Origin of the sequence: Adhaeribacter swui (assembly GCF_014217805.1) — a bacterium.
GTDB classification, from domain to species: Bacteria; Bacteroidota; Bacteroidia; order Cytophagales; family Hymenobacteraceae; genus Adhaeribacter; species Adhaeribacter swui.
Genome location: NZ_CP055156.1, coordinates 4,621,576 through 4,645,757, shown reverse-complemented (window position 1 = coordinate 4,645,757; position 24,182 = coordinate 4,621,576). Strand labels below are relative to the sequence as shown.

12 protein-coding genes are annotated in these 24,182 nt (G+C 44.0%); 4 read left to right on the top strand and 8 right to left on the bottom strand.

Going from position 1 to position 24,182, the window contains the following annotated elements; genetic code table 11:
• Positions 1-80: 80 nt before the first annotated feature.
• The gene (locus tag HUW51_RS19340; RefSeq protein ID WP_185271271.1) at positions 81-710 is read right to left on the bottom strand and encodes a MarR family winged helix-turn-helix transcriptional regulator; all 630 of its coding nucleotides are present in this window, start codon (positions 708-710) and stop codon (positions 81-83) included.
• Positions 711-1,092: 382 nt separating this feature from the next.
• On the opposite strand from HUW51_RS19340, the gene HUW51_RS19335 reads away from it, so the two are divergent.
• Positions 1,093-3,522, top strand: a complete 2,430-nt coding sequence (locus HUW51_RS19335) for a TonB-dependent receptor (RefSeq protein ID WP_185271270.1) — start codon at positions 1,093-1,095, stop codon at positions 3,520-3,522.
• A 510-nt stretch (positions 3,523-4,032) separates the two neighbouring features.
• Complete coding sequence (locus HUW51_RS19330; RefSeq protein WP_185271269.1) at positions 4,033-4,845, top strand: hypothetical protein; 813 nt, start codon at positions 4,033-4,035, stop codon at positions 4,843-4,845.
• A 509-nt stretch (positions 4,846-5,354) separates the two neighbouring features.
• Here HUW51_RS19330 and HUW51_RS19325 read toward each other — a convergent pair.
• The 5 genes from HUW51_RS19325 to HUW51_RS19305 all read right to left on the bottom strand — a co-directional run bounded on the left by HUW51_RS19325 (position 5,355) and on the right by HUW51_RS19305 (position 18,030).
• Positions 5,355-6,905: a glucuronyl esterase domain-containing protein gene (locus tag HUW51_RS19325; RefSeq protein WP_185271268.1), complete on the bottom strand. Its 1,551-nt coding sequence runs from the start codon at positions 6,903-6,905 to the stop codon at positions 5,355-5,357.
• Between the two features lie 531 nt (positions 6,906-7,436).
• The gene (locus tag HUW51_RS19320) at positions 7,437-9,047 is read right to left on the bottom strand and encodes a SusD/RagB family nutrient-binding outer membrane lipoprotein (RefSeq protein WP_185271267.1); all 1,611 of its coding nucleotides are present in this window, start codon (positions 9,045-9,047) and stop codon (positions 7,437-7,439) included.
• 23 nt (positions 9,048-9,070) lie between these two features.
• Positions 9,071-12,286 carry a SusC/RagA family TonB-linked outer membrane protein gene (locus HUW51_RS19315; protein ID WP_185271266.1) on the bottom strand — a complete coding sequence of 1,072 codons (3,216 nt, stop codon included), beginning with the start codon at positions 12,284-12,286 and terminating at the stop codon, positions 9,071-9,073.
• A 1,071-nt stretch (positions 12,287-13,357) separates the two neighbouring features.
• Positions 13,358-14,683, bottom strand: coding sequence for a vanadium-dependent haloperoxidase (locus HUW51_RS19310; RefSeq protein ID WP_228466750.1), 1,326 nt, complete (start codon positions 14,681-14,683; stop codon positions 13,358-13,360).
• A complete protein-coding gene (locus tag HUW51_RS19305; protein ID WP_228466748.1) occupies positions 14,680-18,030 on the bottom strand; it encodes a VCBS repeat-containing protein in 3,351 nt (1,116 codons plus the stop codon). Before HUW51_RS19305 ends, HUW51_RS19310 begins: the two co-directional genes overlap by 4 nt.
• A gap of 401 nt (positions 18,031-18,431) precedes the next feature.
• Between HUW51_RS19305 and HUW51_RS19300 the strand changes: the two genes are divergently transcribed.
• Complete coding sequence (locus tag HUW51_RS19300; RefSeq protein WP_185271265.1) at positions 18,432-18,815, top strand: T9SS type A sorting domain-containing protein; 384 nt, start codon at positions 18,432-18,434, stop codon at positions 18,813-18,815.
• Positions 18,816-19,002: 187 nt separating this feature from the next.
• On the opposite strand, the gene HUW51_RS19295 is transcribed toward HUW51_RS19300, so the two are convergent.
• Positions 19,003-19,509 carry a hypothetical protein gene (locus HUW51_RS19295; protein WP_185271264.1) on the bottom strand — a complete coding sequence of 169 codons (507 nt, stop codon included), beginning with the start codon at positions 19,507-19,509 and terminating at the stop codon, positions 19,003-19,005.
• A 365-nt stretch (positions 19,510-19,874) separates the two neighbouring features.
• Positions 19,875-21,284 (bottom strand): sialate O-acetylesterase, encoded by a 1,410-nt coding sequence (locus tag HUW51_RS19290; protein WP_185271263.1) that lies wholly within the window; start codon positions 21,282-21,284, stop codon positions 19,875-19,877.
• A 560-nt stretch (positions 21,285-21,844) separates the two neighbouring features.
• Here HUW51_RS19290 and HUW51_RS19285 point away from each other — a divergent pair.
• Complete coding sequence (locus HUW51_RS19285; protein ID WP_185271262.1) at positions 21,845-24,076, top strand: alpha-galactosidase; 2,232 nt, start codon at positions 21,845-21,847, stop codon at positions 24,074-24,076.
• Positions 24,077-24,182: the final 106 nt, after the last annotated feature.

The window sequence follows — 24,182 nt, the reverse complement described above, 5'->3', positions numbered from 1 at the left end:
TATTCGGCTAAAAAAATTTATTGGCTTAGTAAAAAAACGGGTTAGACTAATTTATCGCCATTTATTTTAATACACTACCATTATAAAAACTCATCTATGGATTTATCTTTATTTGGGACAAACTGATGCTGATGAAAGTTTTCGAGTTTTTTTAAAATCCGAAGCAATTGCTGTTTTTCGAGTAGGTCCAGGTTGCCGCTCACAATGCGGGAAACTTTGCGGAGTTGGCCCAGCGAAGCAAACAAAGCCGCTTTTCCGCGGTCGTTAATGGTTAAATACACTTTTCGCTTATCGGTTTCGTCGCGGGCTTCGTTTACCCAGCCTTGCCGGATCAGGCGTTTAATAATTTCGGTGCCCGACGGAATATCCTGAATGTTTTTTTGAATCAGGGTAGATTTGGTTGTGGGGCCGCCATCGAGTAAGTGCATCAGGTAGCCAAAATCATCCAGCGAAACAAACTCGGTGTGGTGCAGGGCTTTTTTAATGTAAAACTTGGCGTAGCGGTTAAGTAACGTTAAATAACGGGCAATCTCTCCGTCCAGTGCTTCGGCCGGGGTACTGGCGGGCATGGTTTCTTTTTCCTGCAGCAACCGCTCGCCCAGCCATTTCTGAAAATCCGGTAAGTTTACTGCCGCCGGGCCCTGCTCCTGCTCGTAGCGGTCCAGGTAAGGCAAAAGCTCCTGCAGTAATTGGTATTTGGTAGCCGACATATAGATAGGCTTGGTAAAATTTTAAAATTAATGTTAATGAAGTAGTTTCACTAAGACTTATGCAAAAGGAAGGCTGTGATGACACAACCTACGGCATCACGCCACAACTAACGGCAGCAGGTCTCTAAATTTGGCTATTCCGATATAACCCATGGCAGCAGCCGTGGACAGTGTCTTCCCTGACTACTTTTAAGTAAGCTCCGTTGGTAATGATTTTTCTAATATTTCAATCCAAAACGATTCTTATTAGTAAATGGAATGACCAGTAACAAAACAGCTCCTGCACCTAAACTTAATTTAAATTTTTTGCTTAAGTCTTCAGCTTAAAAACAAATTATGGAGTATTATGTTATCATAAAAATTTATTATTAAAACATAACACATGCGTTATTTACTTTTACTAGCTTGGTTGTTACCGGTATTTAGTTATGCGCAAACCGGCGTTATTACGGGTACCGTACGCGATGTAAATACCCAGGAAGCCTTAATTGGGGTTACGGTACAATTAGCCAATACCCAATTGGGCACGGTTACCAACGAAAACGGCACGTACCGCCTCGAAAACATTCCGCTGGGCAGCTATACCGTGCAAAGTTCGTATATTGGTTATCAAGCCCAGAGCAAGTTTAACATCAACGTTACCTCGGGCAATATCCAGATTTTAAATTTTGAACTGGCGCCCACTGCTAACACCTTGCAGGAAGTGGAAATTACCACCAATCGCCGGCAAAGCGCCGCGGTGGCCGATTTAATCACGCCACTTTCGGTGCAAAGTTTAAGCCTGGAAGAAATTAGAAGTAACCCCGGTGGCAATTTTGATATTTCGAAAGTGGTGCAGGTTTTACAGGGGGTGGCCAGCAATGGCGCGGGTGGCGGTAGCCGCAACGACATTATTATCCGGGGAGGCGCACCCAGCGAAAACGTGTATTACCTCGATGGCATCGAGATTCCGTTGATCAACCATTTTACCACGCAAGGCAGCGCGGGCGGGGCGACCGGGATTTTGAACGTATCGTTTATTGAAGACTTAAAAGTTAGCTCCTCGGCTTTTGATGCTCGTTACGACAATGCCCTATCGTCGGTGTTTCAGTTCCGGCAACGCTACGGCAACCCCGATCGTTTTTCGGGTAATATCCGGTTAAGCGGTTCGGAATTTTCGACTACTTTCGAAGGCCCTATCTCGTCACGCACTACTTATTTAGTTTCGGCGCGGCGCTCGTATTTGCAGTTTTTGTTTAAGCTCCTGGATTTACCTATCCGGCCCAATTACTGGGATTTTCAGTACAAAGTAGACCATAAAATAGACGCTAAAACTTCGCTTTCCTTTATCGGCGTAGGCGCTATCGATGAATTTTCGTTTGGCATACCCCGCAACAGTACCCCCGAAAACGAATACATTCTGCGGTCTATTCCCTTGAACAATCAATGGAATTACACCACGGGGGTAGCGGTAAAAAGATTAGTAAACGACGGGTACATCAACCTGGCACTCAGCCGTAATGCCTTTAACATCGACCTGGAAAAATTTACCGATGCCCAAAACAACAATCCGGCGCTACGTACTTTAAAATCCAACTCCCGCGAAACCGAAAACAAACTGCGGCTGGACGTAAACAAATTCCGCAACGGGTTTAAATACGCCTATGGTGTGTCGGGGCAATACGTGCAGTTCACCAACGATGTTTTTAACGTTATCCGGCCGGAATTAATAAACGAAGAAGGCGCCGTGGTGCAACCCGGCTTAACTGTAAATTACAACACCAATCTCGATTTTTTCCGCTATGGCGCTTTTGCCCAAGTTTCAAAATCAATTTTCAATAATAAACTGGGCTTGTCATTTGGTCTTCGCACAGATTTAAATTCGTTTACCCAAAACGGCAATAAGCCTTTAAAAACTTTGTCGCCGCGGGGCGCTATTTCGTATGTGGTTTCGCATAAATGGACGATTAATGCTTCTTCCGGCATTTACTACAAGCTGCCCACCTACACGGTTTTGGGTTACCAGCAAGACGGCCAATACCTGAACAAAACAGCCGATTACATTAAATCTACGCACTACGTTTTAGGAACCGAATTTTTGCCCCGCCTGGATCTGCGGTTTACTTTAGAAGGTTTTTACAAGAGATACAACAACTACCCGGTATCCATCCGCGACGGCATTTCGCTGGCCAACCAGGGCGGTGATTTTGGCTCTATTGGCAACGAGCCTGTAGTTACCAACGGCAAAGGCCGGGCTTATGGGTTGGAATTTTACCTGCAAAAGAAGCTGACCAGCAGTGTGTTTTCGGTGCTTTCGTATACCTACGTAGTGAGCGAATTTGCTGGCACCAACGGTAAATACGTTTCAAGTTCCTGGGATTACCGCCATTTAATTTCGGGATTATTGGGTAAAAAGCTGCCCCGTAATTGGGAGCTCGGCGCCAAATACCGTTTTGCCGGCGGCGCACCCACTACGCCATTCGATTTAGAAGCCTCGAAACGCAATTACGGTTCTTTGGGCGTGGGCATCCTGGATTATTCCCGTTTAAATTCCGAGCGGTTGCGGCCATTCAGTCAGTTTGATATCCGGGTAGATAAAAAGTGGAATTTTAATAAATTCACTTTCGACCTGTTTCTGGATATTGCCAACGTTTTGGGCAGTAAAACACCGGGCTACGACCGCTATACGTTCCAACGCAACGCCGACAACACCGGCTTCGCCACCACCGACGGCAACCTGTTAAGCGACGACGGCAGCAACGCTATTCCTTTAATCTTAAATAACGACGACGGCAATCTGGTACCGACTCTGGGGTTTATTATTGAGTTCTAGTTTAGGTAGCAGGTAGTATGTAGTATGTAGTATGTAGTAGGTTTTGAATTATTTGTAATTGGTAAATGGAAACTGGTAAATGGTAATTTAAAAAAAGCTCCCCTCCTAAGATTAGGAGGGGCAGGGGTGGTTGACTGGATGCTAAGGTTATTACTTGGAGCCGGTTCTCGTTTGTTAACATTTGGGCGAATAGGAACGTGCTGCGGCACGTTCCTACAAAAGTAAATATTTCGGTATATTACGCTTAAACGACCCTCTATAGTCAAACTGGTATTAGGTCTATTATTTAAATATTAAAAAATCAATGCTGGCGCGAGCGTCTTCGCTCGTGGCTACTATTTGGTAGGCCTCTGGCCGGGCGAACCGAAGATCTTTTTTACTACAACTATAGTAAGTTCCTACCAGCCAGAGGCTGGACGATAAGCATCACGAGCGAGGACGCTCGCGATAGTAGGAATTTTTAAAAATTTGAAATTTTAGAATTTTAAAAATGCATTAAAGCCACCTACTATGAAAAAAATTAAAACGTTAGCGGTTCTCAATTTTATATTTTTTCTGGTACACTTAATACCCTCGCAACTTACGCAATTCCGGTTGCTGAACGACCAAACCATTGGCGATGTGTCGGATAAATATCCAGCCTTGTTTACGCCGGCGGGGCTTACTTTTTCTATTTGGGGCGTGATTTATTTGGCTTTAACGGCATTTTGTATTTACCACTTAGTAAAAGCTTTTAGAGCGGATATTAGACACGAGGCCAATCAGGATGTGAATCGGTTGGGCTATTGGTTTATTTTAAACAACCTGGCTACCGGCGCCTGGACTTTTGCCTGGGTCTATGAACAACTAACTTTATCAGTCGTTTTAATTGTATTTCAGCTAATTACTTTAATAGCCATGCACCTCCGGTTGCAAATTTATAATCCGGCCCGTACGGTGGCTTCGCGGTGGTTTACGCAATTCCCGTTGAGCATTTATTTGGGCTGGATTTGCATTGCTACAGTGGCTAATGCGAGTTCTGTTCTGGCAGCATCTGGTTGGAATGGATTTGGTTTATCGGCCGGTTTTTGGACCATTCTTATGCTAGGAGTAGCCACGCTTTTAACTTTATTTTTAGTTTTAAAGCGGCGCAATCCGTTTATTGGTTTAGTAACTATTTGGGCTTTTTACGGCATTATCCGGAAGCACCAGGAATTAAACTTAGCCGATAGTCCACAGATTATAGCGAGTGCCTGGATAGGTTTCGGTTTTTTAACGGTTCTGGTTTTATTACAATTGTATCGGAACAGCCATGTAAAACAGTTTGTCTCTTCGGGAAATTAGTTTTTGACTGAAAATTCGATGTTCTATATTCGGATGTTAGGTATACGATAAACGCGGCCGATTTGCATTCGGAGTGATATTGACAAAACCAATATCAGTAGTATCCTTACTACCAATATCAGAAATTTGAATGCATTAATTTTGGCGTGTTCCCGCAGCAGGTACTTCTATTTAAATAAAATCATCAATGCAGCTTCCACGCTCAAGCAACTACACTACTGAACGGAACTGTTCTAATTTTTAAAATTTATAATTTACAAGTGCTAGCAACGGCTTTAGATCAAGAGTAATTTAGAAAAAAATGAGTAGTGAGGACACCACTCATGGCTACAAAAAATCTTATAATTAGAAGCTTATATTTCTTGTTGTTATTTATTCTTAGAGTATAAAAATGCTAATTTCATACGCACATTATTTAAGTTAAAAAAAGCAGAACATCCACCTCCATCTGATTTAAAACAAGGCGCTACCGGGAAGTTCCGGAGCGCCTTTTTTTAAATTTTCTTAATTTACCGGTTAGCGGTTAAAGACTTATAACAGAGCATTTTATTGGCCCACGGAATAAAGTACTTGATGTTGGGTGCATCGGTGTGGCCGCCATCGTGTTGGCGCCAGGCTAATTCCCCATCCAGCATATCCATGTTCACGCTGGGCATTTTGGCCGTTTTATAACTTTCGGTTACGCCCAGATCGCGAGCGCCGAGTAAGCGAAATACGGGTCCGGCGGCTACCGTGGCCATAAAACTACCTTGCTGATCGAGCCACTTCGAATCGCCTTTTTCGGGAATGCCGTAGCTGATAAAGGTAGGTCGCGGGGCACACAAAGCGATGAGTTGGTGGGCATCCACGGGAATATCGTTGGCATTTTTACTGCCAAAGCTAGACTGCGACGCGCCGTATTTTAAAAAATTTCCCGCCATCCAATGGTATTCGCCGCTGGCAGTTAGGTTCTCCACTGCTTCGCCAAAATTACGGCGGTGCAACTTGGTACCGCCCTCTCCCGCCGAACCAATTAAACCCAAGGCAAAGCGTTGGTCAAAGGCTTGCGCTACCAAAGCTGCTTTTCCGTACCGCGATACGCCTTCGATGCCTACTTTTTTTGCGTCTACGGCCGGATCAGTTTCTAAGTAATCTAAGCCGCGCGAAGCTCCCCAGGCCCAGGCCCGCAAAGCGCCCCAGTCGTCGGGTTTACGTGGTTGGCCTTTGTTTACTAAACCAATAATGCCTTTGGTTAAACCCGCCCCGTTATCAGCCTGAATGCTGCCGGGCTCAATCAACACATAGCCCCAACCTGCCGCTAGTAATTGGTTAGGCGTAGGCGGATCGCCGGCCGGCGTCCCCATTGGGAAACCCGACGGAACAGCCGCCGGAATGGGCGTATAAGCCGGATATTGCTCGAAAATAGCCTTTAACGACGGATCGCTTTTAACCAGTAAGTCTTTTAAAGCATTGTTAATTTTCTCCAGACTTTCTTTGGGTGGTTGCGCCGGCGCAGGCAAAGCGCTGCGGCTAAACATCATTAATACCGGTACCGGGCCTTTAGCATTGGCGGGGGTCACTACCGTCATGGCAATATTTACTTCCAGTAAGGGGTACTCGCTGTTATCTACCTGCCCTACTAGTTGCTTGGCTATTACCGGCGTCCAGCCTACTACTTCGCGTTCGTTAATCAGCACTTTCCAGTTTACCTTAGGTACTTTTTTAGGTACTCTCCCCACTACCTCTTTTTCAAAATCTTCGATAATCTCCGGGCGGCGTTGCTTCCACCATTGTTCGGGCGTGGTTACTTTTTTACCGTTTTTTAAAGTTAAAACTTCCGGTAAGTTGGGGTATGGGTTTGCCAAAGCTTCGTCGTAGTTGGCGTGGTTTGGCGCCGATTCGTCGCCGCTGGGGCCGGGCCGCAGCGCTTTAATGCCCAACTGCTGCATCATGTTTTGGTGGTCCTGCTCCGTAGTAAAGTTTACCGGCTGGGGTAAATTAGCCGCGTTAGTAGCAACCCTATTTTGAGCCGAAGCCGCGGAAAAGGCAAAAACAAATAACAGGTAACCTAATTTTTTCATAAAGTTAATAATAGAGTTTTGGGTTTAGCTGCAACTATAGTTTTAGGTGATTAAAGTAAAATAGAGTAAGTAATGGCAATAACGGCACAGCGTTTTTTACTTATCTAAAACTTTCTAAAATTTAAAATTTTAAAAAATGAGCTTTGAAATAATAGAAGAATAAATGCCCTGGTTCACCGCATTGCTTCTCCTGAAGAATCGTGAATATACTTGATTTTTAAAGAAATCAGCGCGAATAAAAAGGAATTAAAAAGAAGAACTTTTAAAAATTTGGGCGTCCTAAATAAGTGGGATTGGTAATTATAATTAAATTTTTCTCGGGCGAGAAACTATATCAGCTTTTAGCCGGAGTAGATTTACTTGCAGGAGCATCAATCTAGTTTTATCGCGAGCATCCACACTCGTGCCAGCCTTGTTCCAATATCATTACACCATCGTTACATCATCACTCCAACATTTTTCTAGCATTACTATTACCAATAAAAAAGGCCCTGAATCACTTCAGAGCCTTTCGTATTTTTTAAAAATTAGCTATTCGGTACCGCCATCCCACCAAACTTTGGTGGTGTAGGTATCGGGTTTAGTAGCGCCAGTGGTGTAATTTTGGTTACCAGCCGCTTCGGTAGATGGGTATTTTAACCGCACCGGTATTGTGCCGTTGGTTACGTTGCCCTGGTAATTAACCGGGGTTAACTGCGGATATTCGGTTCTTCTCCAGTCAGACCAGGCTTCCCACCAGTTAAAGAATTTGTTTACCCACAACTGCTCGTAAATCATTGGTAAATTGCCTTTTGTTACTCCATAAGGGTACGCATTCAGGTAGGTGGCTACGGCGGCATCCGAAACTGTAAGCGAAGCATCGTAAGGAGTATACATTTGCATAGAAGCTTTTACCCCGGCATTGTAATGGTCCGCGGCCGAGCCGGATATGCCGGTACCAATTCCTCTTTCCAAAGCTTCGGCCAACAGCAATTCTACTTCGCCGTAGTTCATAATCATATATGGGTCATCCAGTTGCAGCATTAAAAAGTTAATTCGCGAATAGGTTTTTGCCTGATCTACGGGTTTACCTTCTAAAGCATCCAGGCCACTCTGGTCAAATCCGTTGGGCATGCCTTTTTGGGCTAATGGGTCGGTGTTAATGGGTTTCCACTCGGCAGCGGACCAATCGGCAATACCGCCACTTAAAATCATTAACCGCGGATCATCATCTGCTACCGAGTTTGGATTAGCACCCTTCAGAAAATCAACTAAAGTTTTGCTTAAGTAAGAAGGCTGTCCGCCATCGCCCGGATAAAAGGCCCGCGAAATACCGTTTTGGTTAATCCATTGGCTGGGTCCGGTGCCCATTTTTACCCACACATTGTCGGCGTTGCTGGTAAATACGCCACCCGCTACCGCTTTGGTAACATATTGCTTTGCCAGATCGGGGTTAACGTTAGAAACGCGCATAGCTAAGCGTAACATCAGTGAGTAGCCCCATCTTTTCCATTTAGCAATATCGCCTTCGTAAATAAAATCCGATTTCGAAAATCCTTCGTCAGGGTTAGAGGCATTTAAAGCAGTGGCGGCTTCGTCCAGTTCTTTTAATAAATCGGCGTAAATAGCCGATTGCTTATCGTATTTAGGAAAGAAAATTCCTTCCATACCTTGGTTGGCTTCAAAGTAAGGAACGTTGCCGTAAAAGTCGGTTAACCGATGAAAGCTAAAGGCGCGTAAAATCCGGGAAGCATTCCGTAAATTCTGATACTTTCCTTCGGCAAAACCACCCGGACCAGTTTGTTTTAAAATTTCAGCAATGTTTTTTAACTGGTCGTTGTAGGTAAATTCAAAAGGAGCCGAAGCCGTTTCAAAGTTATCGGTGTACTTATCGCCGGGCGCAATACCGCCACCGGCATTTGCCAGATGCTGTATGGCATAGGCGGTCATCCCGATGTTGGTTCGCCAATCGATAAACCGGTTATCGCCAGCCGAACCGTTAGAAGCAATACCCAACTCCGAAGCCGTAAAAAGGTAATTTAAATCAATCTGGTTTACGGCTTGCGGGTTCACGTTTAAATTATGCAACTCATCGGTATCGCAGCCAGCCAGGGGCACTACCAACCCCATGGCGCCTAAAATAATTTTATGTATGTGTTTCATTTTTGTTTTTACTTTTTAGTTCATCAAAATCCTACCCGCAAGTTAAAACCGTAGCTCCGCGAACGGGGCATACCGAAGTAATCCAAACCTTGACCATTACCGCTGGAGTAGCTGGATTCCGGATCAATGTTGTCGGTTTTCTTCCAGAGAATGGCTAGGTTACGACCTACAAAAGAAAGGCTTAAGCTTTGGAAAGGCGTTTTCTTTAAAATAGACTGTGGGAAGTTGTAGCCAAAAGTTAACTGGCGCAGTTTCGCAAAAGAAGCATCGTATACGAACCGGTCCTGGGCTCTTTCGCCTAATTGGTTCCAGTAATTTTGCGCTTCTTGCGGCGTTAAGGTTTTAGAGAATTGCTCATAAATTGGATTGCCGGCCGCGTCGGTACCATTTTGAGTTACACCTGATACGGTTAAAGGAGGTTGACCTTCCCGGCCTTGTAAAGTTTGCTTATGTAAGCCCCACTGGGTTAAGCGCACGTTCGTACCGGAGTAAATATCGCCACCCAATTTAAAATCCACCAGCACTCCCAGGTTAAAGTTTTTAAAGGAGAAGGAGTTATTAAAACCACCCGTCCAATCAGCTAAACCATTACCGATAATTTCCATTTTGTCGGATTGTACCGGAGCACCGTTGGCTTCAAATACTAACTGCCCATCGGGAGATTTCTTTTGTACCCAACCGGTTAATTCACCAAAAGGTTGTTCCACGATGTGTTTAACGAACACAGTCCTGGTGCGAGGCTCTTCCACGATTAATTCATCATTACCTTCAATTAATTTAATAACCTTATTGCGGTTACGAGCAAAGTTTAAGGAAGCATCCCAGGTGAAAGCACCTCTAACCGGGGTTGCGTTTAGTAATACTTCAATCCCTTTATTTTCCAGTTCACCCACGTTCACTAACGTAGATCCAAATCCAGATGCACGGGAGATAGTAGCGTTCAGGATGTCGTTCGTAGTTTTTTGATGGTAGTAGGTAAATTCAACGCCTAAACGGTCTTGCAAAAAGCGCAAATCAGTACCTACCTCAATTTCGGTAGAAGTTAATGGTAAAAGGTCGGGGTTAGGAATAGAACCATTGTTGCCACCAGCAGTAGAAAAGGAAGCCATGGGTCGACCCAAATGGGTTGCGCCCAATAAAGAATAGGTGTTATTTGTTTGGTAAGGTCCTACGGTTACGTTACCCACTTGGGCCCAAGAGGCCCGTATTTTACCAAAGCTAAGCCATGCCGGCATTGTAGAAAATGCATCGGTAAATACAAAACTAGCACCAATGGAAGGATAGGTAATATCATTGATATTCGGATTTAAAACTGAGAACCAATCTTTCCGCATGGTACCTGTTAAATACAGATATTCATTAAAGCTAATTTCTGCTGAAGCAAAAATAGAGTTAATACCTGATTCGGAGTAGCCGAAATCATAGGTACGGGTTGCTGCATTATTAATAAAGTGTTCGAAAGGAACGTTAAAACCATTACCATTTAAATTTAACCGCTCGCTGCTCCGACGCATGCGATTAGCACCTACAAAAGCATTTACCCCAATTTTACCAAAGGTTTTATCGAAGCCCAGGATAGATTCCAGGTTTATTTCCCGCACTCGGTCTTCCCCTTCGTTCATGGAACCACCACGTGTGTGGCCGGTACCTTGGGGCACTATTTGTTGGTCGCGACGGGTAAACCAGTCCATACCAGCCCGGCCGGAAATGTATAAGTAATCGGTGAGATTATACCGCAATTGCGCCGAAGGAATAATCCGGTCGCGCACATCATCTACAGATACTTGATAGGCAACCCAGTAAGGGTTCTGGCCCCATGGGTTATTAGATTGCTGAAATTCTTCGCCCACAGCTTTACCCCAAATGCTCAGCAAAGCAGGATCTGTATTGGCTGGAATAGCGCCTAATTTATTTGGATCACCTTTGTAGTCTAGTACATTGTAGTTACCGGGCATCCGGTAAATCGACTGAAATGCGTTGTTCGGCGAATCTGATAACCACGGCCGGTTGTCGGCATCTTCGTGGGAATACAGCACTTTGGCATTGAAAGTTAATTTTTTACCAAATCTACCGTCAGTAGCTAAAGACATGTTTAAGCGGTCGAAGCTAGAATTGGGCATAGTAGATTTACTCCGCAAATCCGATACGGAAAAACGGAATGTTTGATTATCGCCACCACCCGTTAAGGAAAGGGTATTGGTCCAGGCCGAACCAGTTTCGTAAAAACGTTTCCAATTATCGCCGGTGTAGGAATATGGCCGGGTTACGCCATCAAACTGAATTACCGGGCTACCATCAAACCGCGGGCCCCAGGAAACATCACCCCAATTGTAAGCTTGTTGCGCACTGGTTGGTTTGGAGGCTACAAACCCGGAGGTTGGGTCGTTCGGGTTAGAGCGCACGTAGTTACCACTACCGTATTCTTTTTGTAAGTCGGTTTGGTTGTTAATGCTTTCCATAACAAAGTTAGAGTTATACTCTACCCCAATACCTTTTCTTTTAGTACCTTTTTTAGTAGTGATGTTAATAACGCCGTTAGCTGCCCGGGCACCATAAAGCGCTGCGGCGCTCGCACCTTTTAACACCGAAATAGATTCAATATCGTCGGGGTTAATGCTGGCCATGCCATCGCCGCGGTCAACGCCACCCCAAACCCCGGCCTGGCCAAAGTTAGAGTTGTCCATCGGGATACCATCTACCACATACAATGGCTGGTTATTACCTTGCAGCGACTTGTTACCCCGGATTACTACCCGCGAAGAACCGGCTGGACCGGATGCTACCCCACTTACGTTTACCCCGGCTACTCTACCGGATAAAGCATTGGACAGGTTATTTTCCCGGGCTTGGGTCAAATTTTCGCCACCTACTTCGGTAACCGAGTACCCCAAGGCTTTTTTCTCGCGCTGAATACCCAAAGCCGTTACTACCACCTCGTTTAATTGTTTGGTATCTGCCTCTAGAGTTACATTAATGGTAGCTTGGTTGTTAATGGCCACCGTTTTAGACAAATACCCGATGTAAGAAAATACCAAGGTACCGGTAGCTGGCGCCTGCAGGGAGTAATCCCCGTTAGCATCTGTTGTTGTACCTTGCGTGGTGCCCTGAACCAGGATACTTACCCCCGGTAAGGGCTCATTACCGGCAGCAACTACTTTTCCTTTAATGGTAACCTGGGCCATGGCATGCATGGTTAGCCAGCACAACATAAAGGAAATAAGAAGTAATTTTTTTCTCATTTCTTTGATTGTTTGGTGTTTGATAAGTAAAATGTAATTCAATAATAGGCTCCGGTACATACCGGTTCAGCAGCATTCTACCATCCCATACGGGTGGTCAGCAGTAGGTCATTAAAGTAGCATTTGAAAAGAATAGATGGTTATAAATATAGCATTAAATTCGAGATAAAGAACTTTAATTGTAAAATTTTAACATTCTATTGAATAATATTTAAGCTATTAAATAAATACTAATTAAGTAAGAGCAACTCTTTAATTTATTTAAGACAAAAGAACCCTTTTTTAAAATTTTATTTTTACAGAAAAGTACAGTTTTAGCATCAGGATTACTCTATTAAGCTAAATTGTAATTCAAAATAACTATCGGTGCATCTTTGCGCTCATGTTAGATAAACTGCTATATTATAGTAATAGCTTTATGATTGAATAGAGAAAGCCCGTATAGTTTATATACTCGATTGTAAAAAAATTTTTAAATATTTTTATTTGTAGGAAAGCTTGGCTGCTTTAGAGTAATAACTTCTGGGTGAAAGGCATTCCTAAAATTTACCCCTTCAACTACGGACTAGTTATAAGATTATAAAGTACCCGTATATGCTTAGTTGGTAGCTTACATGAGTAACAGAAGAAAAGAAAAAGCAGGTAAGTTTTGTTCGGTTTAACTTTAAAGAAAAATGTCTTTTGTTGTTTCTACTACAGATGTTGGTTATTCTTAATTAAATACGATTTTTAAATTTTAGCAACCGGATTACATCTAAACTTAGAACACAGGCTTTGGTTAAGTTTAATTAATTAAAATAATCCAAAATAATCTACCTAATTTGTGCCGTTGCTGATACACAGCGGCGGCACAACGCCGGGTAGAAACGTAGATTTTAAAATTTTATTTCTGCAGTGTGATGTAAGTAAAATAACCGGGAAGCTATTTTGGAAATTTAAATTTGAAGCTGCTTAGGCTTTATTAAAAATAGAGGTAACGTTCTTATTTGGAGGTGTCTCTCCGGTATTGCTATTGAGAACATCACCCCGGGCAACGTTTTTAGTCTATTTGATAGCTATCTAATCTATTTGTTACTCTAGTTTTAGTTTTTGTAATACAAACTCCCCTATTTGCTGACCCTGGATAAAGCCATTGTCTACGGCATCGCGGTAATGTATGCCCCCGTACAAACGCGAAACCGCGGCTTCGTGAGCGGCTTGCCGGAACGAGCTGAAATGGCGGGCCGGTAAACCAAATTCCACCTCTACGGTGTCGGTATACGCGAAATTCTCGCCGGCTAAAGCCGTGAGAATGGTAGCTACGGCCGCCGATACCACGCTATGGCCACTGGTATATTCCGGAAAAGGGGGCGTTTGCAACAAAGAGCGCCAATTGCGGTCGATGTGGGTGTTAATAAAAGTTTCGGGCCGGATGCGGTTGCTCCGGTACTTCTCATTCCAGCACGAAATAAAAGCATCGGCCATGGTAATACCGACCAAGGTGTGCCAGCGAATAGTTTCGGCTAAAGAAAGCTGTTTTTTAAGACAAGCTATTCCGGTAATACCAACCCAATGGCCGCCGGGTGATATTTTTTTAGTACCGTAACTTACGTGGCCTTGCTGCACCAGAAAAAACGGATTGCAATCCCAGAAGTTGGCAATGTTGTGTTGCTCCTGGTTCATGTTTTTAACTACATCATGCACTTCCATGGCTAATTTATGGAAAGGCGTGCCAGCTTGTCCGCTGTAAGGTACGGCGGGCAAAGGCTTAAATTGCGCGGCACTATCCAGCATAAAAGGCCGTAAAGTGCCCCAATGGGGTTCGTAGGCTTCCATATACCCTGGCGGGGTGGGTTGCCAGCTACTCGCGGTGTTTAAGGGCGTATACCGCAATAAGCCCGTAGTTTTTAAATAATTATCTTTAGCGGCATACTGCATTATTTGTTTTACTACCTGGTCGCTGTACGCCACCGAAGCATCAACAGCTTCCTTGCTTAAACGATGCTTCTTTTGTGCTTCGGCCACTAACAATTTACGGGGTTCTTCCAGTAAATAACCCGAAGGCAGTAATTCTTCACCCATACGGAGCAGGGTGTAAACGCTCGCAAAATTGGCGTTTACCAATTTGCCCTTACCGGCCGGGGCAAATTCCGGATAATCCCGCAATAAACCCCGTAAAGAAGCGTAATGGATGGGATGCGCTTGTTGGTTCTGTACTTCATAGGCAGCCAGGTTGGCGTAAGCATAATACCGGGCAGCCGCACACGGACCAGTAACATCCTGGACCATTACATCGGTGAGCTTTTTTAAAGTTTGTACGTAGATTTTAGCATCTGCCGGGTAAGTTTGGGCTTTTGCGTAGTTCCCTTGGGTAATAATTAAAGCCAGAACCAGGAACCATCGTATTACTTGTTTCATAAACCGGGGGTGTTTAATAAATACCCTTGTGTAGCTTGATTATTGCGGCCAAATAACAACCAGGTGGCGCTGCCTTTTTTAATAACAGCAATATCACGCACGTCGCCTTTTACCTGCAGGCCGCTTTGCCACTGGGGCACGTAAGTAAATTTAAAATTCCCGTTGTTGCGCAGCACGGTACCGTAATTGGCATCCATTTTCCCGATTTTTAAACGGGTATAAGATTGATTACCGCCCAGAATAATATCTTTTAGACCATCATGATCTACATCTACCAGCGCAATGGCGTAAACGGGCGCAAACTGCGCTTCCTGGGGTAATTCGTGGGTGGCAAAAGTACCATCGCCTTTATTTTCCAGGATTAAGGAATTAAAATTAGTGGCTTTTAAAGTTTTGGCTTGCTGCAACTGCTCCGTCGTAAAAATTTCCTGCAAAGTAGCATTGGCGTAAGAGCGGTACGATGTAAACTTTTTACGCAGCGGAATAATTTGATTTAAAGCTTCATCGCGGGTAACTAAGGGGTACGATTTGCCTTGAATGTAATAGCACACAAACGGATCAATGGCTTCGTTCTGGTCGAAATCGCTGTACACCACGGTTACGGGTTCTTTTTCGCTGGGCTTAAGTTGCGTATTTTGGCCAAAATTACCGGCTACTATATCTAAATCCCCGTCTTTATCTAAATCTTCCAAAGCTAAACGGCTCCACCAGCCCAAGGTGCTGGCTCCTTTGATGGCATTTTCGGCTGGTTTTAAAACACCTTGCTGGTTAAGTAAAACCGTAATCGGCATCCACTCGCCCACTACTACTAAATCGGGCCACGAATCTTTGTTTACATCCAGGGTAACCGCATCGGTAACCAAGCCAAATTTTTCTAAAAAAGGCGCGAGCTGGGCAGTAGCTTCGGTAAATTTACCTTTGCCATCGTTGAGTAAAAGGCGACTATTGGCTGGTTCCGGGTATTTACCCGGAATAACCCGCCCACCTACAAAAAGATCTAAATCCCCGTCTTTGTCAATATCCAGGGTAGTTACGCAGGCATCGCTGCTGCTTTCGTAAGGAATATTGCCGTGCGCTCTCGTAAAATTACCGGCCCCATCGTTTAAATACAACCGGTCTTGCAGCAGCATGTCTTTTTCCATGTAAGCAAAGCCCCCGCTCACCACGTACAAATCCGGGTCGCCATCCTGGTCGGCATCAAAAAAAACGGCATCCGTATCTTCGAACATAAAGTCGGCCATAAAGGCTGGTGGATTGGTAGCTTTCCAGGTTCCGTTCTTTTGCTGTAACAACAAAGTACCGGCTTGCCCTTTTGCCCCGGCGGCGTAAATATCAATTAGGCCATCTTTATTGACGTCGGCTTGCGCCAACTTGGGTCCCTGGTACGAGAGCATATTGGGCATGAGCAGTTGCCGTTTAAAATCGTTGTACTCGTCTTCCTGGTGCTCGTAGGGCAAGGTAACGCGGCTCATGGGCAGGAAATAAGGTTTTGCTTTGGCCATAGGCTTCCAGGTAGAGCTGGCATTGGGGTGCTCCACGATAATTTTCTGGTTAGCTGGTACCTGGGTTAACACGTGTTGCTTGCCATCGAGCCAGACAATGCGTAAGCTATCCACTTTGGAGGCAGTTCCTAAACCAAAGTGCAAGGGCTGGTACATGCTCGACTGAAACCCTCGGGATGGATAAAATTCCTGGTATTGTTTATTGTTTTGGGCATAAACCCACACTTTAGCGCCTAAATCTTTGGCAGCGTAACTTTTACCTAATTGGATTTGCAGATACTTACTGGCGCTGGTATGGGCCTCGTTGCGGTAAATGGCGGCTTCCTGGTTTACGTTGTTGGTGATAATTTCCAAATCTCCATCGTTATCCAGATCGGCATAAACAGCTCCGTTCGACAAAAATGTTTGATCAAAGCCCCAGTCTTTTACTTTGTTCTCGAAACCCAAACGGCCGTTGTTCCGGAAGATATAATTCTGGGTAGCGGTAGAGGGCATTTGTTTCATGATGTCCATAAGGGCGGTGGGGCTGCCCTGGGCTTCTTTCATTTTCTGGTCGGCGTAGAACTTCATAAAGTCCATGTTGGTATAATCGCGCAGATAACCGTTGGTGATAAATAAATCTTTCCAGCCATCGTTATCGAAATCGGCTACCAAAGGTGCCCAGCTCCAATCGGTGTTAGAAATGCCCGCCAATTGCCCTACTTCGCTAAAAGTACCATCGCCGTTATTTAATTGCAGCATGTTGCGCATGAGCTGGTGGTAAAACCCGTTACGGAGCATGTTTTGGTAGGTCTCGTAATTTTCCGGACCGTACAGCAATTTTTGCCGGTAGTTGTCGGCGGGCAGCATATCCAAGGTTAGAATATCAGGCAAGCCATCGTTATTAATATCTACCACTTCGTTACCCATCGAAAAATAACTTAAATGGCCAACGGCTTGCTCTAATTTATCAGTAAAGGTGCCATTGCCGTTATTCAGGTACAAGTAATCCTGTTCGATGTAATCGTTCGAAACGTAAATATCGGGCCAGCCGTCCTGGTTAATGTCCGCAATGGCTATGCCCAAACCAAAGCCAATGGGGTTGCCTTTAATACCGGCCGCAGCACTAACATCCACAAACTTACCATTATCGTTGCGGAGCAAGCGATCACCGGCAAATTCATCCCGCATGGCTTTCACGGCGGCCGCATCAAAACGTTTAAAATCTTTTACGTTGTGGTTTAAAACAAAACAGTCGAGGTCGCCGTCTTTGTCGTAGTCAAAAAATACCGCCTGCGTGCTGTGGGTGGGTAAGTCCAGACCGTATTCGGCAGCTTTTTCGGTAAAAGTTAAATTTTTATTGTTAATGTAAAGCTTATTGCGTCGGTTTCGTGGTTCGCCATTGCCGGAGTAGCACACGTAAATATCCAACCAGCCATCCTGGTTTAAATCTACCAGCGACACTCCCGTTTTCCAGCCTTTAGCATTGTTTAAGCCGGACTTTGGCGTAGCATCCTTAAATTGCAAGTTGCCCTGATTTACATACAAGCGGTCCGGCACCATGTTACCGGTAAAATACAAATCGGGTAAACCGTCGTTGTTTAAATCGCCAACGGCTACCCCACCCCCGTTGTAGAAATATTCATAAGCCAGCACATTGGCCGACTCGGATTCAATTAATTTATTTACAAAAGAAACGCCGGTTTGCTGAGCGGGTACCAAGGTAAACTGGGCCGCGCACGGATTTACCGCAGAAACTAAAAAACCAACTGCTGCAATTTTCCAGGAAGTTAAAACGGATTTTAAGTGCCGGTAAACTGGCGAAGAGGTTAGTAAATGGGGGTCAGGAAATGATCTTGTTCTCAAGGCACTATAATTCTACTACGAGTATGGAAACTGATTTTGTAACAGCCTTAATTTTTGCTGCTAGCGTTTACCAATACAATATACTCATCAATTTTATTTTTAGAAAATAATTATTTTTTCTTTAAAAATTCATATCTTAATATCTATAAATAGGAAACCAAAACGCTTACTGGTGCGGTTTTTTCAAAAAATTTATCATCCTACTAAATATTCTTTTCTTACGATGTAAGTTCAGCACTAAATTTGCCTATTCTGTAATAAATAAATTTACATCGTTTTAAACCTTTAATGCCTTACGTTATCTAACAGATAAATTAAACATTAAAAGCTTAAAATTAAGCAGTTTAGTTTTAAACCCAATTGGCAATAATGCCCAGAGACCAGAATCATTTAAAAAATTTATGAATAAAGCATTACAAATTTTAGTAATCAGCCTTTGCAGCCTGAACTTAGCCGCTCCGGTTTTCGCCTCCGGATTATGCAGCTCCAATCACAAGCAGACTGTGGCAACGGTGGCCAAAGTACAGGAACCGACTCAGGAAGTGAAAGTGTACCCCAACCCGACTACCGGTAAATTATTTATATCGCTGCAAGGTTTTAAACAAAAGCCGGTGCAAGTGCAGGTAATTAACGTAATAGGCAATGTAGTTTTACAAGAAAAGTTTTACGAAACCGAAGATCAGTTTACCAAAACGTTAGAGCTTAGTAAATTTAACAAAGGTTTGTATTACGTAAAATTACAAGCCGATAAATACAGCGAAATGCGTAAGGTGTTTTTAAATTAACCTTCCAGATTTTAAAAGATAGCTGATTGTAAAACGATTTTTAAAGTTTAATTTTTAAAGTTTATCTTCCGACGAATAAATACTTACCTGGTTTTAGAGATAATTAAAAGATAGATTTTAAAAAATTCATTTAAACAAAAAAGGTAAGCTGGTGGGCTTACCTTTTTTGTTGTTATCAGCGTAATTGCTAACCGTTTATTGGTTTGCGGAACCGGAAGTTAGAATGATCTTCTTTCCCAAAATGTTTACCCCGCTTTGCCTGCATTTGGTTGCGCTGGGCTTCGTATTGGGCATATTGTTTTTTACTTACAATACGCTTAAAATCTTTTTCCCAATTGGCCCGGAGTTGTTTTCTTTCTTCCCGGGTAGCAGCGTTTTTAGGACCTCCACCCTGGGCATATTGTTGATTTAAAGCTTGCATTTGCTGAGCCTGTTTTAGATTGAGGGCCTGTAGTTTCTTTTTCTGGTTTTTGCTTAAATCTAACTTTTGACTCAGCATTTCGGTATGCCGGGTTGCCCGCTCCTCCGCCGACAAGACGGGCCGCTGGTTTTTACCACGTTTAAAAACTTGCTTTTCGTGACTTTCGTATTTTAAAGTTTTATCTTGTTTTTGGTTGGGTTGCCGGATAGTTTGCGCAAAAGAAGTTCCGGTTAAAGTTAAACCCAAGACGAACATTACTGCTAACTTTTTCATAATCTTTACTTTTAAAATTTATTATTATTTTAATATCCCGGTTTATACTACCAGGGTACTTCAGATTATTCAAAGCTAGTGCCAGATATGCCATAAAATTTACCATACAAGGCAAGCATCGATCAACGGCCTTTATTTATCGACCATTCCAGCAAAACAATCGACTACGTAAAAAATATAATTTTTAAAATATTTAGAATTAAAACAATTTAGCTGATTCATTTTTCATTTCGCCTACAAGAATGAAGGCTTATGCTAGTTATTCCGCTTGTAAATTTTTAAAAATTTAGAATTTGGCGAATATTAAAAAAGGCAATAAAAGGTTTTAACCTCCTATTGCCTTTTCTGCGTTTTGTTAAGTAATATCAATTGCTATCCGCAAAGTTTTCCAGGGTGTTAAAGGTAGATGCGGGTAAACCGGCTTTGTTAAATAAGTTGGGTTCAGCAATATTATCCCAGGCAAACCGTACCGCTGCAGGGTTCTTAATTTCTTTGGCTTGCACCACTACCGTTTTGCCGCTGATTTTGGCCGTGGCCGGCACAAACCGGTTATCAGAACCGGCAATTTCAAAATGCGTAAGCGCTTTTCCATCTTTGGCAACCAAGCCCGACTCCGCATGGTCAAACTGAATCCGGATTTTATCTCCTTCTACCTTCATGCTTTTATAAAGGGGGCCGGAATAGGTAAGCTCTTTTTTACCATAGGTTTTCGCTAAAGCCAGGTTCGCTAATCGTAAACCCACATCAATTTTGTTGCGTGGATGGATATCGTCTTTGTTGCCAATGTCGGTAATCACGATCATACCGGTATTGGGCGTAGTTAACGTGCGGCGTTGCGCTTCGCGAAGCATGGCACCTTCGTGCGGCCGACCGTATTTGTAAGGTGCTAATTGCACGAAATAAAACGGAAAATCTTTGTTCCACTCCTGGCGCCAGTTCTGAATTAAGGCGGGCAATAATTGAGCGTAGTTGCCCGGGTCGCTCACGTTGGCTTCGCCCTGGTACCATAAAGCGCCGGCAATTTGGTACGGAATAAGCGGCGCGATCATGGCGTTATAAGTTTTACCGGGTCTTACCGGTCCCCAGGGAACTTCCTGCAGTTTAGCAGCCGCCTGTGCTAAGTTTTCGGTTTTGGAAATCGCCTGGGGGTTTACCCAAACCTCGGCGGGCGTGCCGCCCCAACTGCTGTTAATTAAGCCCACCGGCATTTTTAAATTTAGGTAAATTTGCCGACCGAAAAAGTAACCTACCGCGCTGAAGTTGGGCATGGTTTCGGGCGAGCACACCACCCACTCCCCATCTACATCTAACTGCACCCCATCCGCTGACCGGCGAGGCACCGTAAAAAACCGGATCGACGGGAAGTTAGCTTTCGGGATTTCGGCGGCACCATTGTCAATGCCCGCTTTGGTAGTCCACTCCATGTTCGACTGCCCCGAGCAAAGCCATACTTCACCAACCAACACATCTTCCAGGTTAATGGTATTTTGGCCTTTTACCGTAACAGAAAACGGACCTCCCGCCGCCGGGGTTTTTAATTTTACCTGCCACTGCGCCAAATTACTTGCTTTGGTTTTTACGGCTTCCTGGTTCCAGCTACCCGTAACCGTAATTTCCTCCCCCGGATTACCCCAGCCCCACATGGTTACTTCGGCATTTTGTTGCAGCACCATGTGGCTGCCAAATATTTTAGGTAACGAAACAGCCGTTGCTGCTTTACTTGAAAAAAGAAATAAAAGGCAGATAGCCCCAAACCGGAACGCGTTTTTTAACATGAAGTGCAATTAAAGTTTAGTTGTTAGTACCGCTAAATATAAGATTGAAATTTATTAAAAAGATGTGGTTCACTAATTTTTGTAGAAAGCAGAAATGGATCGCTGGTATTTTGTTGTCGATTAATCTTTCGTTTGCAACGCCTACTTTAAAGGTATCGCAGGATTTAGGTAAAATCTTTCCCTATCTTATAATTATATACTTTGCTGTCGGATCAAAGAATACCAGAATAACCGCATCTCCTTCCCTGTTTTTAGGGAAGGTGCCGTAGGCGGAAGGGTATTTATATCAAGACAAAAAGAACAAGACCTAAGCAATGAAACAACTTCAATATAATATAAAGCTAAAGCCGCAGCTATGCGAACAAAAATAATTATACTAAAGGAAATACCTAAAATTATACTAAACGTTCATCCCATTATTTCAGAAGACTCCTCTAATATCAACCACCTTTTACGATAAAAAATTTTAAAAAATATTCAAAACTTACCAGTAATTTACCGGTATTATGCCGCCCGAAACGGGCAGCATCTTCTTATACCTTTGTTTAACTAAAACTACTATGATCGCTTTTAACCCGAGCCGTTACCAGTTTGGCCATTTTTTAAAAAAAAGCATATTTTTAAGTTTTTTACTTTTTTGGTCTATAACATCCGCATGGGCCCAACAGGCAACCATTATCCCCATCGAAACACAACGTTTCGGTATGGCTTTGCAAGTAGGCACCGATAAACGGGTGGGCATTATACATTTCGGCACTAAGCTTAATAACAGCGCGGAGTACCAATACGCACCGGCTATGTACCGCCGCGGCGACGATTATTCCGGCATTTTAAATGCGGCATATACGCCTAGTGGCTCGCGCAACCTGGTAGAACCCGCTATTCAGGTAACGCACGCCGATGGCAATACTTCGCTGGATTTGCAGTACGTGCGCCATAACGTGCAGAAAACTGATAATAACGTTTCTACCACCAGCGTAGTGCTTCGCGACCCGGTTTATGGCCTGGAAGTTACCCTGTATTACAAAGTGTACACCGCCGAAGACGTAGTGGAGCAATGGTCGGTGATTAAAAACAACGAAAAAGGCAATGTAACCCTGAATAAATATGCATCGGCCAATTTGTACGTGTCGGCTAATAATTACTGGCTCAAACACTACCACGGCGATTGGGCCAAAGAAATGCAAACCGAAGAAACTCGCCTGACTCCGGGCATTAAAGTACTGGATACAAAACTGGGTACCCGCGCCAACCTATACCAACCGCCTTCCTTTATGGTTTCGCTGGACCGTCCCGCTACCGAAGACGAAGGCCGCGTATTGTACGGTTCCGTAGAATGGACAGGAAATTTCCGGGTTGATTTAGAAGTAGACCCATTGAATAATCTACGTTTGATTGCCGGGATAAACCCGCACGCTTCGGAATACACCTTAACCAAAGGGCAGGAATTTACTACCCCCTTGTTCCTATACACTTACTCGGATAAAGGAAAAGGCGCTGCCAGCCGCAACCTGCACCGCTGGGCCCGCAATTACCGCATTATGCAAGGAAATGGTTCCCGCTTAACCTTGCTGAATAACTGGGAAGCTACTTACTTCGATTTTAACGAGCCCAAACTGGCCGAGTTGATTAAAGATACCAAGCGCCTGGGCGTTGATATGTTTTTGCTTGACGATGGCTGGTTCGCGAACAAATACCCCCGCAATGCCGATAATGCTGGCTTAGGGGATTGGCAGGAAAATGTTAAAAAATTGCCGCACGGCATCGGTTATTTAGTAAAAGAGGCGCAGAACAACCAGGTAAAATTTGGTATTTGGGTAGAGCCCGAAATGGTAAATCCCAAAAGCGAGCTCTACGAAAAACACCCCGACTGGGTAATTCGCCAACCGAAGCGGGAAGAGCATTTGTACCGCAACCAATTGGTACTGGATTTAAGCAACCCTAAAGTGCAGGATTTTGTGTTTGGCGTGCTGGATAATATTATGACCAAAAACCCGAATGTAGCTTTCTTTAAATGGGATTGCAACGCCGTTATTTACAACGCGCATTCGGAATATTTAAAAAATAAGCAATCGCATTTGTACGTGGATTACGTACGCGGTTTGTACAAAGTGCTCGAGCGTTTCCGGGCCAAATACCCGGATTTACCCATGATGTTGTGTTCCGGCGGTGGGGGCCGCGTGGATTATGGTGCTTTAAAATATTTTACCGAGTTCTGGGTAAGCGACAATACCGATCCGTTGGAGCGGATTTTTATGCAGTACGAGTATTCTTACTTTTTCCCGGCCATAGCCCACGACAACCACGTAACTGACTGGGGCAAGCAACCCATTAAATACCGCACAGACGTAGCCATGATGGGCAAACTGGGCTTTGACATTGTGGTAAGTAAACTGGAACCAAACGACTTGCAATTCTGCCAGGACGCCGTTAAAACTTATAAGTCCCTAAGCGACGTGATCTGGCACGGCGATTTATACCGGTTGGCCAACCCTCGCGACAACGATTTTGCCTCGGTGATGTACGTAAACGAAGCTAAAAACCGGGCGGTCATGTTTAACTATTTGGTATCTAACCGCTACGGTGCCGGAACTTTGTCGCCGGTTAAAATGGGCGGCTTAGACCCGAATAAAAAGTACCAGGTAAAAGAAATTAACTTGTATCCCGGCACTCAATCTTCTATTACCGGTAACACCTCCTACTCCGGCAACTACCTCATGACAGTAGGGTTCAACCCCAATGTAAACGCCCGCCGCACCAGCGTTATTTTGGAAATAACCGAAGCCCGGTAAATAGTGGTTTGTTCCGGTTATCGGTTGATTTTGGCAGGATATATGGAATAAGAAAGTAAAATATAACGCAGGTAAACGGAGTTACTCCGTTTACCTGCTTGTTACC